Source organism: Streptomyces sp. NPDC050560, from assembly GCF_044457285.1.
In the GTDB taxonomy this organism is placed as follows: Bacteria; Actinomycetota; Actinomycetes; order Streptomycetales; family Streptomycetaceae; genus Streptomyces.
Genome location: NZ_JBITGT010000006.1, coordinates 306,614 through 322,009 on the forward strand (window position 1 = coordinate 306,614; position 15,396 = coordinate 322,009).

At 74.3% G+C, this 15,396-nt stretch carries 11 protein-coding genes; 9 read left to right on the plus strand and 2 right to left on the minus strand.

Going from position 1 to position 15,396, the window contains the following annotated elements:
• Positions 1 to 160: 160 nt before the first annotated feature.
• The 8 genes from cobT (at position 161) to ACIBIW_RS16125 (ending at position 13,096) form a co-directional block, all read left to right on the plus strand.
• Positions 161 to 1,288 (plus strand): nicotinate-nucleotide--dimethylbenzimidazole phosphoribosyltransferase, encoded by a 1,128-nt coding sequence (gene cobT / locus ACIBIW_RS16090; protein ID WP_399336376.1) that lies wholly within the window; start codon positions 161 to 163, stop codon positions 1,286 to 1,288.
• Complete coding sequence (locus ACIBIW_RS16095; RefSeq protein ID WP_399336378.1) at positions 1,285 to 2,091, plus strand: adenosylcobinamide-GDP ribazoletransferase; 807 nt, start codon at positions 1,285 to 1,287, stop codon at positions 2,089 to 2,091. Before cobT ends, ACIBIW_RS16095 begins: the two co-directional genes overlap by 4 nt.
• Before the next feature lie 200 nt (positions 2,092 to 2,291).
• Positions 2,292 to 3,830: a leucyl aminopeptidase gene (locus tag ACIBIW_RS16100; protein ID WP_399336380.1), complete on the plus strand. Its 1,539-nt coding sequence runs from the start codon at positions 2,292 to 2,294 to the stop codon at positions 3,828 to 3,830.
• Positions 3,831 to 4,399: 569 nt separating this feature from the next.
• A complete protein-coding gene (gene lpdA, locus ACIBIW_RS16105; RefSeq protein WP_399336382.1) occupies positions 4,400 to 5,788 on the plus strand; it encodes a dihydrolipoyl dehydrogenase in 1,389 nt (462 codons plus the stop codon).
• Between the two features lie 200 nt (positions 5,789 to 5,988).
• Positions 5,989 to 7,758, plus strand: a complete 1,770-nt coding sequence (sucB, locus tag ACIBIW_RS16110) for a 2-oxoglutarate dehydrogenase, E2 component, dihydrolipoamide succinyltransferase (protein WP_399336384.1) — start codon at positions 5,989 to 5,991, stop codon at positions 7,756 to 7,758.
• Between the two features lie 231 nt (positions 7,759 to 7,989).
• Complete coding sequence (locus ACIBIW_RS16115; protein ID WP_399336386.1) at positions 7,990 to 8,613, plus strand: GntR family transcriptional regulator; 624 nt, start codon at positions 7,990 to 7,992, stop codon at positions 8,611 to 8,613.
• A gap of 632 nt (positions 8,614 to 9,245) precedes the next feature.
• Positions 9,246 to 11,945: a pyruvate dehydrogenase (acetyl-transferring), homodimeric type gene (gene aceE / locus ACIBIW_RS16120; protein ID WP_399336388.1), complete on the plus strand. Its 2,700-nt coding sequence runs from the start codon at positions 9,246 to 9,248 to the stop codon at positions 11,943 to 11,945.
• Positions 11,946 to 12,085: 140 nt separating this feature from the next.
• Positions 12,086 to 13,096, plus strand: coding sequence for a helix-turn-helix transcriptional regulator (locus tag ACIBIW_RS16125; protein ID WP_399336390.1), 1,011 nt, complete (start codon positions 12,086 to 12,088; stop codon positions 13,094 to 13,096).
• Between the two features lie 92 nt (positions 13,097 to 13,188).
• On the opposite strand, the gene ACIBIW_RS16130 is transcribed toward ACIBIW_RS16125, so the two are convergent.
• A complete protein-coding gene (locus ACIBIW_RS16130) occupies positions 13,189 to 14,127 on the minus strand; it encodes an SDR family oxidoreductase (RefSeq protein WP_399336392.1) in 939 nt (312 codons plus the stop codon).
• 150 nt (positions 14,128 to 14,277) lie between these two features.
• On the opposite strand from ACIBIW_RS16130, the gene ACIBIW_RS16135 reads away from it, so the two are divergent.
• Positions 14,278 to 14,799 (plus strand): DUF4240 domain-containing protein, encoded by a 522-nt coding sequence (locus ACIBIW_RS16135; protein ID WP_399336394.1) that lies wholly within the window; start codon positions 14,278 to 14,280, stop codon positions 14,797 to 14,799.
• Between the two features lie 43 nt (positions 14,800 to 14,842).
• On the opposite strand, the gene ACIBIW_RS16140 is transcribed toward ACIBIW_RS16135, so the two are convergent.
• Positions 14,843 to 15,331, minus strand: coding sequence for a GNAT family N-acetyltransferase (locus ACIBIW_RS16140; protein ID WP_399336396.1), 489 nt, complete (start codon positions 15,329 to 15,331; stop codon positions 14,843 to 14,845).
• Positions 15,332 to 15,396 lie beyond the last annotated feature (65 nt).

A 15,396-nucleotide genomic window follows, 5' to 3' on the forward strand; every position in this document is an offset into this window, starting at 1 on the left:
CGCCCCGGACCCCACGGGCCGTCCGCGCGGGGGGCCGCCGGGGCCCGCGGGGGCACCCCCCGGCCCGCGGGAGCCGGACCGCGCGCCGGGACCTGCGCCCTGGCGGGCCGCCGCGGCGTCGATACTGTTTCGCGAACGTCCCGCCCCGAGGAGAGCCTGAGTGAATCTCGACGACTTCACCGATCTGATCGAGCGCCCCGACGGCGGGGTGCGCCGCGACGCGGAGGACCGCAGGGCCAGGACGGGCCTTCCCCCCGGGGCCCTCGGCAGGCTGGACGAGCTGGGCTCCTGGCTCGCCACCGCGCAGGGCGCCGCGCCCGTGAGGCCGGTCGAGCGGCCCCGCGCCGTGCTGTTCGCGGGCGACCACGGGGTCGCGGAACTCGGGGTGTCCACCCGCGCCCCCGGCAGCGCCCACACCCTGGTGCGCGCGGTGCTCGACGGCACGGCGCCCACGGCGGTGCTGGCCCGCCGCCTCGACGTGCCGGTGCGGGTGGTGGACATGGCGCTCGACTGCGACCCCGAGTCGCTGCCGGAGGGCGCGAGCGGCCTGGTGCGGCGCCGGGTGCGGCGCGGCTCGGGCCGTATCGACGTCGAGGACGCGCTGACCGTCGAGGAGGCCGAGGCCGCCCTGGAGACGGGGGTGGCGCTCGCGGACGAGGAGGCCGACTCGGGGACCGACCTCGTCGTGCTCGGCGACCTGAGCGTGGGCGGCACCACCGCGGCCGCCACCCTGATCGCCGCCCTCTGCGGCACGGACGCCTCGCTGGTGACGGGCCGCGGCGGCGGCGCCATCGACGACCTGGCGTGGATGCGCAAGTGCGCGGCGATCAGGGACGCGCTGCGGCGGGCCCGCCCCGTCCTCGGCGACCAGCTCCACCTGCTCGCCACCGTCGGCGGCGCCGACCTCGCCGCCGCCACGGGCTTCCTGCTCCAGTGCGCGGTGCGGCACACGCCCGTCCTGCTCGACGGGGTGGTGTCGGCGGCGTGCGCGCTGGTGGCGCAGCGGGTCGCGTTCCGGGCGCCGGACTGGTGGCTCGCGGGGCACGCGAGCGGGGAGCCGGGGCAGGAGAAGGCGTACGACCGCATGGCGTTCGAGCCGCTGCTCGACCACGGCGTGCGGATCGGCGGCGGCGTCGGCGCGCTCCTCGCGCTGCCGCTGGTGCGCTCGGCCGCGGCGCTCGCCGCCGAACTCCCCGCCCCCGAGGGGCCCGAGGGGGCCGGGGACGGCACGGAGGAAGCGGAGCCCGTGGCGGCGGACGGGGCGAAACCGCCGTCGGGCGAGGCGTGACGGAAGGGCCTGGCGGCTCGCGCGCCTCGGTGGCCGAGGGACTGCGGTTCGCCTTCGGCACGCTGACCGCGCTGCCCGTCACCGTGGCGCGCTGGGACCGCGCGGCGGCCCGCGCGGGCATGCTCGGCGCGCCGCTCGCCGGGCTCACCGTGGGCCTGTGCGCCGCCGCCCTCGGCGGGCTGCTGCTGGCGGCGGGCTCGGGCCCGGTACTGGCGGCCGTCGCGGGCGCCGCCACCGGGGCCGTACTGACCAGGGCGCTGCACCTCGACGGGCTCGCGGACACCGCCGACGGCCTCGGCAGCGGGCGGCCGCCCGAGGCGGCGGCCGCGGTGATGAAGCGCTCCGACATCGGCCCCTTCGGCGTGGTGGCGCTGCTGCTCGTGCTCGCCGCGCAGATCGCCGCACTCGCCCGCTGCTACGCCGTCTCCTGGCCGTACGGCGCCGTGGCCGTCGCGCTCTCCGCGACCACGGGGCGGCTCGCGCTGACCCTCGCCGCGCGCGAGGGGGTGCGCGCGGCGCGCCCCGAGGGCCTGGGCGCCGCGGTGGCCGAAACCGTACCGGCGCGCGCCGCGTGGCTCGCGCTTGCCGCGGTGACGGCCGCCGGGGCGGGCGCCGGCGCACTCGACGGGCCCGCCTCGATCGCACGGTGCGGCTGCGCGGTGCTCGCCGGCTGCGCCGCCGCAGAGGCGCTGCGCAGGCACTGCGGGCGCCGTCTCGGCGGGGTGAGCGGCGACGTGTTCGGGGCGCTCGCCGAAGCCGCCGCCACCGCGGCACTCGTGGTGATGACCTTCGGCACCGCGTGATGACGCCCCGGCGCCCGCACGGGCCGCCGCTCACGGCCCGTGCGCCGGGTGCCGCCCCGGCAACCGGTGGAGAGCGCGCGGCGTCACGGAGCGTAGGCTCCTTCCCGGCCCGGTCCCCCACCGGAACTCCCGGGCTGCCGTCGGGCCAGGTCGAACCACCCCTCGGCCAAGGAACTCAACGGAAGCGAGACTGCATCACCGTGACTGCTCTTACTCTCAGCACCGCCGCGGCGTCCTCGCTGCGTGCCGACGTGATCGTGGTCGGCGTCGCCAAGGGCACCGCCGGCCCGGTCCTGGCACCGGGCGCCGAGGCCGTCGACAAGGCGTACGACGGCAAGCTCGCCGCGACCCTGGAGACCCTGGGCGCCCGCGGCGGCGAGGGCGAGGTGACCAGACTGCCCGCCCCCTCCGGGTTCAGGACGCCCGTGGTGCTCGCGGTCGGACTCGGCACCGCGGTGGAGAGCGGTGGGCGCTACGACGACGAGACCCTGCGGGGGGCCGCGGGCTGCGCGGCGCGCGCGCTCGCCGGCTCGAAGAAGGCGGCGTTCTCGCTGCCCCTCGCCGACGCCGCCGCCCTCGGCGCGGTCGCCGAGGGCACCCTGCTCGGCGCCTACGCCTTCGACGCCTACAAGTCGGCGCCCGCGCCCCGCAGGGGCCGCACCGCGGAGCGGGGCGGCAAGGCGCCGCTCGCCGAGGTCGCGCTCCTCGGCGCCAAGCCGCGGGACAAGGCGCACAAGGCCGCCGTCGCGCGGGCCACCGCGGTCGCCGAGGAGCTGAACCGCGCCCGCGACCTGATCAACACCCCGTCGAACGACCTGGACCCCCAGGCGTTCGCCGCGCTCGCCTCGACCGCCGCCAAGGAGCACGGCGTCAAGATCCAGGTCCTGGACGAGAAGGCGCTCGCCAAGGGCGGCTTCGGCGGCATCCTCGGCGTCGGCGTGGGCTCCGCGACCCCGCCGCGGCTGGTCAGGCTCTCGTACACGAGCGGCAAGGCGAAGAAGTCGCTCGCGTTCGTCGGCAAGGGCATCACCTACGACTCGGGCGGCCTCTCCCTGAAGCCCGTCGGCCACAACGAGACCATGAAGTGCGACATGAGCGGCGCCGCCGCGGTGTTCGCCGCCGTGCTGGCCGCGGCCAGGCTCGGCCTCGACGTGAACGTCACCGGCTGGCTCGCCCTGGCCGAGAACATGCCGTCGGGCTCCTCCACCCGCCCCGGCGACGTCCTGCGGATGTACGGCGGCAAGACGGTGGAGGTGCTGAACACCGACGCCGAGGGCCGCCTCGTCCTGGCCGACGCGATCACCAAGGCCGCCGAGGAGCGCCCCGACGCCATCGTCGACGTGGCGACCCTCACCGGCGCCATGATGATCGCGCTCGGCGGCCGCTTCTTCGGCGTGATGGGCAACGACGACGGTTTCCGCGACGCGCTGCACACCCTCTCCGAGGAGGTCGGCGAGCCGTCCTGGCCCATGCCGCTCCCCGACCACCTGCGCAAGAGCCTCGACTCCCCCATCGCCGACCTCCAGAACATCGGCGAGCGCCGCGGCGGCGGCCTGGTCGCCGGGATCTTCCTGCGCGAGTTCGTCCCCGACGGCACCCCCTGGGCCCACCTGGACATCGCGGGACCGGCATTCAACGAGGGCGCGCCGTTCGGCTACACCCCCAAGGGTGGGACCGGGACGGCGGTACGAACCCTGGTGGGTCTTGCGGAGCGGGTCGCCTCCGGCGGGGTTCTCTGAATTTTTAGGCTCGTTCGCCTCCGGGCCCGCTGAGTCGGTGTCCCGCACCGCCCGTGCTCACTCCGCTCCTTCGTCGCTGCGCTCCGCGCGGGCGGCACGGGACACCGACGGGGCCCTTCGGCTCACTCGCCCTGCGAGGCGCCTCGCGAACAGCACTGCGCTGGGAGTGCCACGGCCGGGCCGCTGCTTTCGCGTGGCGTTCGACACAGCGGGACGACGGAAGAGGCGGGGGACAGACGTCGCCCCGGGGGGGGAAGGGCCCCGGCCATGGCGATCCCGACGCCGGCGTCCACCAAGGCTCCCGTAGGGCGAAGAGAGCCGAAGGGCCCCGTCGGTGTCCCGGTCCTCGCGCGCGCAGCGCAGCGACGAAGGAGCGGAGTGAGCACGGGAGGGCCGGGACACCGACTCAGGGGCCCGGAGGCGAACGAGCCAAAAAAAGGTGCAAAGATGGGTGACCGGCAGGACAGGGCCCTCACAGGGCCGGAGATTCGAGCGGCCGAACACCAGCCGGACGGTGTTCCGCACCACACGGGACCCGTCGTACGGCGCACATGCATGGAGGACGTGACGTGGCGAACGACGCCGGCACCGTTTTCGACCTAGTGATCCTGGGCGGTGGCAGCGGCGGCTATGCCGCGGCGCTGCGCGGGGCGCTGCTGGGTCTTGACGTCGCCCTGATCGAGAAGAACAAGCTCGGCGGCACCTGCCTGCACAACGGCTGCATTCCCACGAAGGCCCTGCTGCACGCCGGTGAGATCGCGGACCAGGCGCGCGAGTCCGAGCAGTTCGGTGTGAAGGCCGCCTTCGAGGGCATCGACATCGAGGCCGTCCACAAGTACAAGAACGACGTGATCTCCGGCCTGTACAAGGGCCTCCAGGGCCTGGTCGCCGCCCGTAAGATCACCTACATCGAGGGCGCGGGCCGGCTGTCGTCGCCGACCTCGGTGGACGTGAACGGCGAGCGCGTCCAGGGCCGCCACGTCCTGCTGGCGACGGGCTCCGTGCCGCGTTCGCTGCCGGGCCTCGACATCGACGGCGACCGGATCATCTCCTCCGACCACGCGCTGACGCTCGGCCGGGTCCCGAAGTCGGCGATCATCCTCGGCGGCGGTGTGATCGGCGTCGAGTTCGCGTCGGCGTGGAAGTCGTTCGGCACCGACGTGACCATCGTCGAGGGCCTGAAGCACCTGGTGCCGGTGGAGGACGAGAACAGCTCGAAGCTGCTGGAGCGCGCGTTCCGCAAGCGGGGCATCAAGTTCAACCTGGGCACCTTCTTCGAGAAGGCCGAGTACACCCAGGACGGGGTGCGGGTCACGCTGGCGGACGGCAAGACGTTCGAGGCGGAGGTCCTGCTGGTCGCCATCGGCCGCGGCCCGGTCTCGGACGGCCTCGGCTACGAGGAGGCCGGGATCGCCATGGACCGCGGCTTCGTCCTGGTCGACGAGTACATGCAGACCAACGTGCCGACCGTCTCCGCGGTGGGCGACCTGGTCCCGACGCTCCAGCTCGCCCACGTCGGCTTCGCCGAGGGCATCCTCGTGGCGGAGCGCATCGCGGGTCTGAAGACCGTGCCGATCGACTACGACGGTGTGCCGCGGGTCACGTACTGCCACCCCGAGGTCGCCTCGGTGGGGCTCACGGAGGCCAAGGCCAAGGAGGTCTACGGCGCGGACAAGGTCGTCACGCTGAAGCAGAACCTGGCGAGCAACGGCCGCAGCAAGATCCTGAAGACCCAGGGCGAGGTCAAGCTCGTCCAGGTCAGGGACGGTGCGGTGGTGGGCGTCCACATGGTGGGCGACCGCATGGGCGAGCAGGTCGGCGAGGCCCAGCTCATCTACAACTGGGAGGCGCTGCCCTCCGAGGTCGCCCAGCTCATCCACGCCCACCCGACCCAGACGGAGCTGCTCGGCGAGGCGCACCTCGCGCTCGCGGGCAAGCCGCTGCACTCGCATGACTGAGCCCGTCGGGCCGCCCGGGCGGTTGGCGCCCGGGCCGACCGGACCGGCCGTGCCGTCGTCCGTGGGCCGCGCGGCCCCGGGCGCCCGGCCCTTCGCCCCGCACCCGCCGCAGGGTGCGACGACCGCAGACTTCCGCACCTCCCCGTGGTCTCGACGCCGTGCGAGCAGGGGAAACCCCACCGTAAGGAGCAACTGAAACCATGGCGGTTTCCGTAACTCTTCCGGCGCTCGGCGAGAGCGTCACCGAGGGCACTGTCACCCGCTGGCTGAAGGCCGAGGGCGAGCGCGTCGAGGCCGACGAGCCGCTGCTTGAGGTCTCCACGGACAAGGTCGACACCGAGATCCCCTCGCCCGCCGCGGGTGTGCTCTCCTCCATCAAGGTCGCCGAGGACGAGACCGTCGAGGTCGGCGCCGAGCTGGCCCTGATCGACGACGGTTCCGGCGCCCCTGCCGAGCAGCCCGCGCCCGCGCAGGAGTCGGCCCCCGAGCCCGCCCCGCAGCCCGAGCCCGAGGCCCAGGCCCCGGCTCCGGAGCCCGCAGCCGAGTCGGCGCCGTCCTCGTCCGGTGGTGCGGCCGAGGGCACCGACGTGGTGCTTCCCGCGCTCGGTGAGAGCGTCACCGAGGGCACCGTGACCCGCTGGCTGAAGAAGGTCGGCGACTCCGTCGAGACCGACGAGCCGCTGCTTGAGGTCTCCACGGACAAGGTCGACACCGAGATCCCCTCCCCGACCGCAGGTGTGCTGCTGGAGATCGTGGTGGGCGAGGACGAGACGGCCGAGGTCGGCGCGCGCCTCGCGGTGATCGGCGCCGCCGGTTCCGCTCCGGCCGCGGCGCCCGCGCCCGCGCAGCCCGCCCCGCAGGCGGCGCCCGCTCCGGCGCCCGAGGCCCCGGCCCCGGCGCCCGCAGCTCCGGCGCCCAAGCCGGCACCCGCGCCCGCGCCCCAGCCCAAGCCGGCGCCCGCCCCGGCCCCCGCGCCCGCCGCCCCCGCGCCGCAGGCCCCGGCCGCACCGGCCCCGGCGCCCGCCGCTCCCTCCGGGGGCGACGGCGCGTACGTCACCCCGCTGGTGCGCAAGCTGGCGGCGGAGAACGGCGTGGACCTGGCGACGGTCAGCGGCACCGGTGTCGGCGGCCGTATCCGCAAGCAGGACGTGCTCGCGGCGGCCGAGGCCGCCCGTGCCGCGCAGTCGGCGGCGCCCGCGGCGCCCGCCGCCTCCGCGCCGAAGGCCCCGGCCATCGAGGCGTCCCCGCTGCGCGGCCAGACCGTCAAGATGACCCGGATGCGCAAGGTCATCGGCGACAACATGATGAAGGCGCTGCACGGCCAGGCGCAGCTCACCTCGGTCGTCGAGGTGGACGTCACCCGGCTGATGCGGCTGCGGGCCCGCGCCAAGGACGCGTTCGCCGCGCGTGAGGGCGTCAAGCTGTCCCCGATGCCGTTCTTCGTGAAGGCGGCGGCGCAGGCGCTGAAGGCCCACCCGGTCGTCAACGCCCGTATCAACGAGGACGACGGCACGGTCACCTACTTCGACACGGAGAACGTCGGCATCGCCGTGGACTCCGAGAAGGGCCTGATGACCCCGGTCATCAAGGGCGCGGGCGACCTGAACCTGGCGGGCATCGCCAAGCGGACCGCGGAGCTTGCGGGCGCGGTGCGGGCCAGCAAGATCACCCCGGACGACCTCGCGGGTGCGACGTTCACGATCTCCAACACCGGTTCGCGCGGCGCGCTCTTCGACACGATCATCGTGCCGCCCGGCCAGGTGGCGATCCTGGGCATCGGCGCGACCGTGAAGCGGCCCGTGGTGGTGAACCACCCGGACCTGGGCGAGACGATCGCGGTGCGTGACATGACGTACGTCGTGCTCTCGTACGACCACCGGCTGGTGGACGGCGCCGACGCGGCCCGCTACCTGACCACGGTCAAGGCGATCCTCGAAGCCGGGGAGTTCGAGGTCGAGCTGGGCCTCTGAGCCCTCCCCAGGGCGCGTCTGCCCGCCCCCGTCCACCGCGGCCCCGTGCCGTGGCGGGCGGGGGCTTCGCCGTGTGCCGCCGTGTGTACGGCGGGGTCCCGGGGCCGGGACGTGATGGATGGCTCACCGCCTGTCACGGTGCCGGGGCGTCGCCTGGCCGTATTGTCTATGGGTGAATCTCCCCCCAGGGTGCGTCCCCCGCGCGCCGTCCCAGACCCCACGGAGCCCTACATGACCGCCCCCGTCGTCCACTCGCTGCGCGAGCAGATCCGCGAGCACATCGTGGAGGGGATCGTCAGCGGGCGCTGGCAGCCGGGGGAACGGATCGTCGAGCGCAGGATCGCGACCGAGCTTGAGGTGAGCCAGACGCCGGTGCGGGAGGCGCTGCGCGAGCTGGAGTCGCTGCGGCTGATCGAGTCGGCTCCCAACAAGGGCGTACGGGTACGGAATCTGACCGCGGCCGATCTGGAGGAGAGCTATCCGGTCCGGGCGGGGCTCGAACAGATCGCGGCGGAGCTGGCGGCCGAGCGCCTTGCGCTGGACTGCTCGGCGCTGGAGCCGCATGTGGAGGCGCTGTACGAGGCGGACCGGCGGTCGGACGGCACCCAGCAGGTGCGGCACACGGTCGCCTTCCACCGGGAGTTGGTACGGGCGGCGGGCAACAGTGTGCTGCTGCACACGTGGGAGGGGCTCGGCATCGAGGTGTTCACGGCGCTGTCGATACGCTGGCTCGGCACGGTGCAGCAGTCGTACGCGGAGGAGCACCAGGACCTGGTGGCGGCGTTCCGCCGCCGCGACCCCCGCATCGGCGAACTGGTCAAGATCCACGTCCTGGGCTGCGCGCCGCGGCCCTGACGGGCCGGGAGCCGACAGGGTTGCGCCGAACTCGGCACCGCCGGGCCGCACCGCTGAACTCGGCACCGCCGGGCCGCACCGTCGTGGTTGCGCACCGCCGCGGCGGATCTGAGGGGCCTGCCGGCCCCTCACCCCGGCCCCATCGCACCCCCATCACTGCCGAGGGGGCCGAGAGGGGCCGAGGGGGCCGCCAGGCCCCCTCTATCCGCCGCAACGGCGAGAAAGCGCAACGACGCAAACCGGCGGTGCCAAACCCACCCCGGGCCCGGGGGCCCGAGGGGCGCCGCGCGCCCCTCGATTCCGCAGCAACGGCGAGCAACCACAACGGCGACCCCCGGCGATGCCGACCTCACCCCCACCCACGACCAGCCAAAACCCCGCCCCCAAAAAACCGCCCCTCACCTGCGCGAACCGCACAGCGGAGGGGCACCCGGTGCCCCGCCCTCCGGCACGCAGTGCCGACTTTGCTTCGACGACCTACTTTTTCCACCCGATACTTTGATCGATCATCGATCGCGGGATTACAGTCGAATGCGGGCTGGAACCACAGCCCCTCGCCCTGTCCTGCCACGACCAAGGGCACCGACCCTAATCGATGAGGGAAACCCCCTTCGACTCCGGAAGGCGGCGACATGACCGACCCCACCCCCGTCCAGCCGAGCGAGCTGGATCAGCTCCCGGACCGCGACCCCGAGGAGACCGCCGAATGGCAGGCATCCCTGGACGCGGTCACCGAGGCGGCAGGACCGCACCGCGCCGCCTACCTGATGCGCCGCACGCTGGAGCGGGCCGAGGGGGCGGGCCTGGCGCTGCCCAAGCTGCTGGAGACCGACTACGTCAACACCATCCCCACCGCCGACGAGCCCGCCGTGGACGGCGACGAGGCGATGGAGGAGCGGATCGCGGCGTGGAACCGGTGGAACGCGGCCGCGATGGTCACCCGCGGCTCGAAGTACGGCGTCGGCGGCCACATCGCCACCTTCGCCTCCGCCGCCTGGCTCTACGAGACCGGCTTCAACCACTTCTTCCGGGGCAAGGAGGCGCCCGGAGGCTCGGGTGACCAGCTCTACATCCAGGGCCACGCCTCCCCCGGCATCTACGCCCGCGCCTTCCTCGACGGGCGCCTCACCGAGACCCACCTGGACAACTTCCGCCGCGAGTCGGGCGGCGAGGGCCTGCCCTCGTACCCGCACCCGCGCCGGCTGCCCTGGCTGTGGGAGTTCCCCACGGTCTCCATGGGCCTCGGCCCGCTCTCGGCGATCTACCAGGCGCGGTTCAACCGCTATCTGACCGCCCGCGGCATCAAGGACGTCTCGGACTCGCACGTATGGGCGTTCCTCGGCGACGGCGAGATGGACGAGCCCGAGTCCACCGCGGCGCTCGCGCTCGCCTCCCGCGAGGGCCTGGACAACCTGACCTTCGTCATCAACTGCAACCTCCAGCGCCTCGACGGCCCGGTCCGGGCCAACTTCAAGGTCGTACAGGAGCTTGAGGCCCAGTTCCGCGGCGCCGGCTGGAACGTCGTCAAGAGCCTCTGGGGCACCGCCTGGGACGAGCTGCTGCGGCTCGACACCACCGGCGCGCTCGTGCGGCGGCTGCGCGAGGTGCCGGACGCCCAGGTGCAGACGTACCAGACGCGCGACGCGGCCTACATCCGGGAGGACTTCTTCGGCGCCGAGCCTGCGCTCGTCGAACTGGCGAAGCTGCTGAGCGACGACAAGATCCTGGAGTGCTTCCACTTCTCCCGCGGCGGCCACGAGCCCCGCAAGGTCTACGCGGCGTACCGGGCGGCGCTCGCGCACAAGGGCGCCCCGACGGTGATCCTCGCGCAGACCATCAAGGGCCACACCCTCGGCACCGGATTCGCGTCGAAGAACGCCAACCACCAGATGAAGAAGCTCTCGGTGGACGAGTTCAAGACGATGCGGGAGCTGCTCGACCTGCCGATCCCGGACAGCGAGTTCGTCGACGGCGTGGTCCCCTACGGCCACCCGGGCGCCGACTCCCCCGAGGTCCGCTACCTCAAGGAGCGGCGCGCCGCCCTCGGCGGCCCCGCCCCGGCCCGGCGCGTCCACCCGGTCGCCCCGCTCCCGGCCCCGGCCGAGAAGGCGTTCACGGCGTTCGACAAGGGCTCCGGCTCCCAGTCGGTGGCCACCACCATGGCCTTCGTACGCCTGATGAAGGACCTGATCAGGGACAAGCAGTCCGGCAAACGCTGGGTGCCGATCGTCCCGGACGAGGCCCGCACCTTCGGCATGGAGTCGCTGTTCCCCGCGCTCGGCATCTACTCGCCGAAGGGCCAGACGTACGAGCCGGTCGACCGCGACCAGCTCATGTACTACCGCGAGGCCGCCGACGGGCAGATCCTCAACGAGGGCATCACCGAGGCCGGTTCGATGGCGGACTTCATCGCCGCGGCCACCTCGTACGCCACGCACGGCGAGGTGATGATCCCCTTCTACATCTTCTACTCGATGTTCGGCTGGCAGCGCACCGGCGACCAGATGTGGCAGCTCGGCGACCAGCTCGGCCGCGGCTTCCTCGTCGGAGCCACCGCGGGCCGCACCACGCTCACCGGTGAGGGCCTGCAACACGCGGACGGCCAGTCCCCGCTGATCGCCGCGACCAACCCGGCGGCGCTGACGTACGACCCGGCGTTCGCGTACGAGGTCGCGGCGATCGTCAAGGAGGGCGTGCGCCGCATGTACGGCGAGGCCCTGCCGGGCGAGGACCAGAACGTCTTCTACTACCTGACGGTCTACAACGAGCCGATGCCGCAGCCCGCGAAGCCCGCGGGTGTCGACGACGGCATCGTCAGGGGCCTGTACCGCTTCAACACCGCGGAGTCCGCGGGCCTGACGGTCCAGGCGAACGCGCCCCGTATCCAGCTCCTCGGCTCCGGCACCGCGATCCACTGGACGCTGGAGGCGCAGCGGCTGCTGGCCGAGGAGTGGGGCGTGGCGGCCGACGTGTGGTCGGCGACGTCCTGGGGCGAGCTGCGCCGGGACGCGATGGAGTGCGACGCGGCGCTGCTGCGCGGCGAGGACCGGGTGCCGTACCTGCGCCAGGCGCTCGCGGGCGTGGACTCCCCCGTGCTCGCGGTCAGCGACTACATGCGGCAGGTTCCCGACCAGATCGCGCAGTGGGTCGAGCAGGACTACACCTCGCTCGGCGCCGACGGCTTCGGCATCTCGGACACCCGTGAGGGCGCCCGCGGCTACTTCGGTGTCGACGCCCACGCGATCACGGTGGCGGCGCTCGCCCAGCTCGCCCGCCGCGGTGCCGCCCCCGCGGCGGCCGTGAAGGAGGCCAGGGAGCGCTACGGCCTGTAGGCCCGCGGCCCCTTCCGCCGGCTCCCTCCCGGCCCCCCGGTCGCGGCGCGTGCGCGTCGCGGCCGGGGTGACTTGTTCCGGACCGGCGGGCCAGCGGAAACACGGTTCCCGACGGGGCGTGCGGCCGGGATGATGGCCGTATGCGCGCTGCCCGGCTGATCAAGATGGTGCTGCTGCTCCAGTCGCGCCCGGCCATGACCGCGGCCCAACTCGCCGCGGAGCTGGGCGTGTCGGAGCGCACGGTGACCCGGGACGCCCAGGCGCTCTCGGAGGCCGGGGTGCCGGTCTACGCGGACCGCGGCAGGACGGGCGGCTACCGGCTGCTCGGGGGCTACCGCACCCGGCTGACCGGGCTCGCGAGGAGCGAGGCCGAGGCGCTCTTCCTGTCCGGGGTGCCGGGGGCGCTGCGCGAGATGGGCCTGGAGGACGCCGCCTCCGCGGCCCGGCTGAAGGTGTCGGCGGCGCTGCTTCCCTCGCTGCGGGACGCCTCGCACTCGGCGGCGCAGCGCTTCCACCTCGACGCGCCCGCGTGGTTCAGCGAGGCGTCCGCGCCGCCCGCGCTGCCCGCGATCGCCGACGCGGTGTGGGACGACCGCAGGATCACCGCGCGCTACCGGGGCCGGGCCGGCCCCACAGGCGCGCCCGCGCCCCGCGAGGTGTCCCGGGTGCTCGAACCGCACGGCCTCGTCCTCAAGGCGGGCGTCTGGTACGTGTGCGCCCGTACGGGGCCTGGGGAGCGGCCGCGCGGCGCGTTCCGGGTGTACCGGGTCGACCGGTTCACGTCGGTGGCGCCGGGCGAGGAGCGCTTCGCGCGCGACACCGGCTTCGACCTGCCGGCGTTCTGGCGTGCCAGGGCCGCCGAGTTCGCGCGGGCCATGCTGCGGGCCACGGTGCGGCTGCGGGTCTCCCCCGCGGGCGCCAGGATGCTGCCCGCGGCGGCGTCCCCCGCCGACCCGGTGCGGGAGGCCCTGGCCGCGGCCGAGGGGCCCGACGAGGACGGCTGGGTGACGCTGTCGCTGCCCGTGGAGTCCCACGAGGTGGCGTACGCCCAACTGCTCACGCTCGGCCCTGAGGCGGAGATCCTGGGCCCCGCGCCGCTGCGCGAGCGGTTCGCCCGCGCGGCGCGGCGCACGGCCCGTCTCTACGGGTGAGGCGGCCACCGGAGAGGCGACGCGAGCGCGCGGGCCGGGGCCGTCCGTCGCCCCCGGCCCGCGCGGCCCGCCTCTCAGCGGTAGTCGTCGGCTCAGCGGTAGTCGTCGGCCGTGCGGTCCGCGCCGCCCTTGACCACCTCGCTGAAGTACGCCTGCGCGTCGGGGCGGGAGCCGTCGGTGTCCGTGAAGCCGTAGACCCGGGCGAGTCCGCCGCTGCTGAGGGACTTCCCGTTCCAGCGGGCGCGCTCGGGGTCCCCGGCGAGCGCGGCGACGGCGCGTCCCAGGTACGCCGGGGACTCCGCGATGGCGAAGTGCGGCTCCCGGGCGACGGCGTCGCGCCAGGTAGCCTCCGTGACGCCGAAGTGGTCGAGCATCTGCTCGGAGCGGAGGAAGCCGGGCGTGACGCTGACCGCGGTGGCCCCCGCGTCGGCGATCTCGACGGCGAGGTCGGAGGCGATCCTGAGGGGCGCGTTCTTGGCGAGGTCGTAGAAGATGCCGGCCTCGGGGCGGTAGTCGCGGTTGAACTCGGCGGTGCCGTCGGTGACCTCCACGACCAGGCCGCCGGGGCGGCGCAGCAGCAGCGGCAGCGCGAGGGCGCTGGTGATGAGGTGGGTGCGCACCCCGAGGTCCAGCATCCGCAGCCCGCCGTCGAGGTCCGCCTCCCACAGCCGGGGTCCGAACTCGACCAGGTGCTCGCCGCCCCAGCAGTCGTTGACGAGGACGTCGAGCCTGCCGTGGTCCCGCTCGATCCTGGCGACGAGGGCACGTACCGCCTCCTTGTCGAGGTGGTCGGTGGGGACGGCGATCCCGGCGCCGCTCCTGCCCGCCGCCTCGTCGACCAGCTCCGCGGTGCCCTCGATGGTCTCGCCCGCGCGCCCCACCTCGCTGACCCGCTCCCTGGTGGTGCGCCCGGTGGCGTACACGGTGGCTCCGGTCCTGCCCAGTTCCACGGCGATGGCGCGGCCCGCGCCCCGTGTCGCGCCCGCGACCAGCGCGACCGTCCCCCCGCTTCCTTCACGTGTGTTGTCCATGCGGACCACGCTGCCATCGAAACCCGACACCTTCTGTCGGCCTTTTCCGCGGGCCCCGCCGGTTCGCCCGGGCGGCCGGACGCGCCGCGGGCGCCGCGCCCGCGCGCGCCACGACGTGCGCGCGGCGCGCGGGCGGCAGAGACTTGTCCCGTGATGGACGAGACCGAGTTCTGGGAGATGGTCGACACCGCCCGCGAGTCCGCGGGCGGCGACCCCGACGAGCAGGCCGACCTGCTCGTGGAGCGCCTTGAGGGCGCCGACCCCGACGCGGTGCTCGACTTCGCCCGCCACTTCGAGGCCCGTATGAACCGTGCCTACCAGTGGGACCTGTGGGCGGCCGCCGTCGTCCTGGTGGACGCGGTGGACGAGGAGTCCTTCGACGCGTTCCGCTGCTGGCTGATCGGCCAGGGCCGGGAGCTGTACGAGGGCGCCGTCCACGAGGCGGACGCGCTGGCCGACCTGCTGGACGACTTCGACCCGGAACTCGACGGCGACGGCGAGGAGCTCGGCTACGCGGCCGACGAGGCGTACGAGCAGCTTACCGGGGTGCCCGCGCCCGGCCTCGGCATCGGCTCCGCGCCCCCCGAGCCCGCGGGCCGCCCCCTCGACCCGCGCGACAGCGCCCAGGCCGCCGAGCGCTGCCCCAGGCTCTGGGAGCGCTTCGGCCCCTGAACGGGACGGCGCCGCCCCGCCTCCCGTACGGACCGTGCGGAGGCTAGAGCTTGCGCCCCATGTACACGTCGTCCACGTACGAGCCGTCCAGGTAGAACTCGTCCGGCTGGACGCCCTCCACGGCGAAGCCGAGCGAGGCGTAGAGGGCGCGGGCGGGGGTGTTGTGCCCGAGGACCCGCAGGGTCATGCGCAGGGCGCCCTGGCGCCGCGCCTCCTCCATGGCCGCGGTGAGCAGCGCGCGCCCCACCCCTCGCCCCCTGGCCTCGTGCGCGACGGCGAGGCCCTGGATCTGGCGGACGTGCGCGTTGGACGGCAGCGGGGTGGGCGGCGCGATGCGGATGTAGCCGACGAGCCTGCCGTCCACCTCGGCGACCAGGTGCTCGCGCGGCCCGAAGCGCGCGCTGAAGAACGGCCCGTACGGCGGGGTGTCGGGGGGCTTCACGGCGTGCAGCGGCGACCAGGTCGCGCGGTCGAGCACGCCGAGTGCCGCGTCGTCGCCCGGCTCGGCGAGGCGTATGTCCGTGTCGGGCATGACGCCACTCTACGCGCGGCTTCGGCCGGTTTTCCGGCCCGTCCCCGCCCCGGCGCAACCTCCGC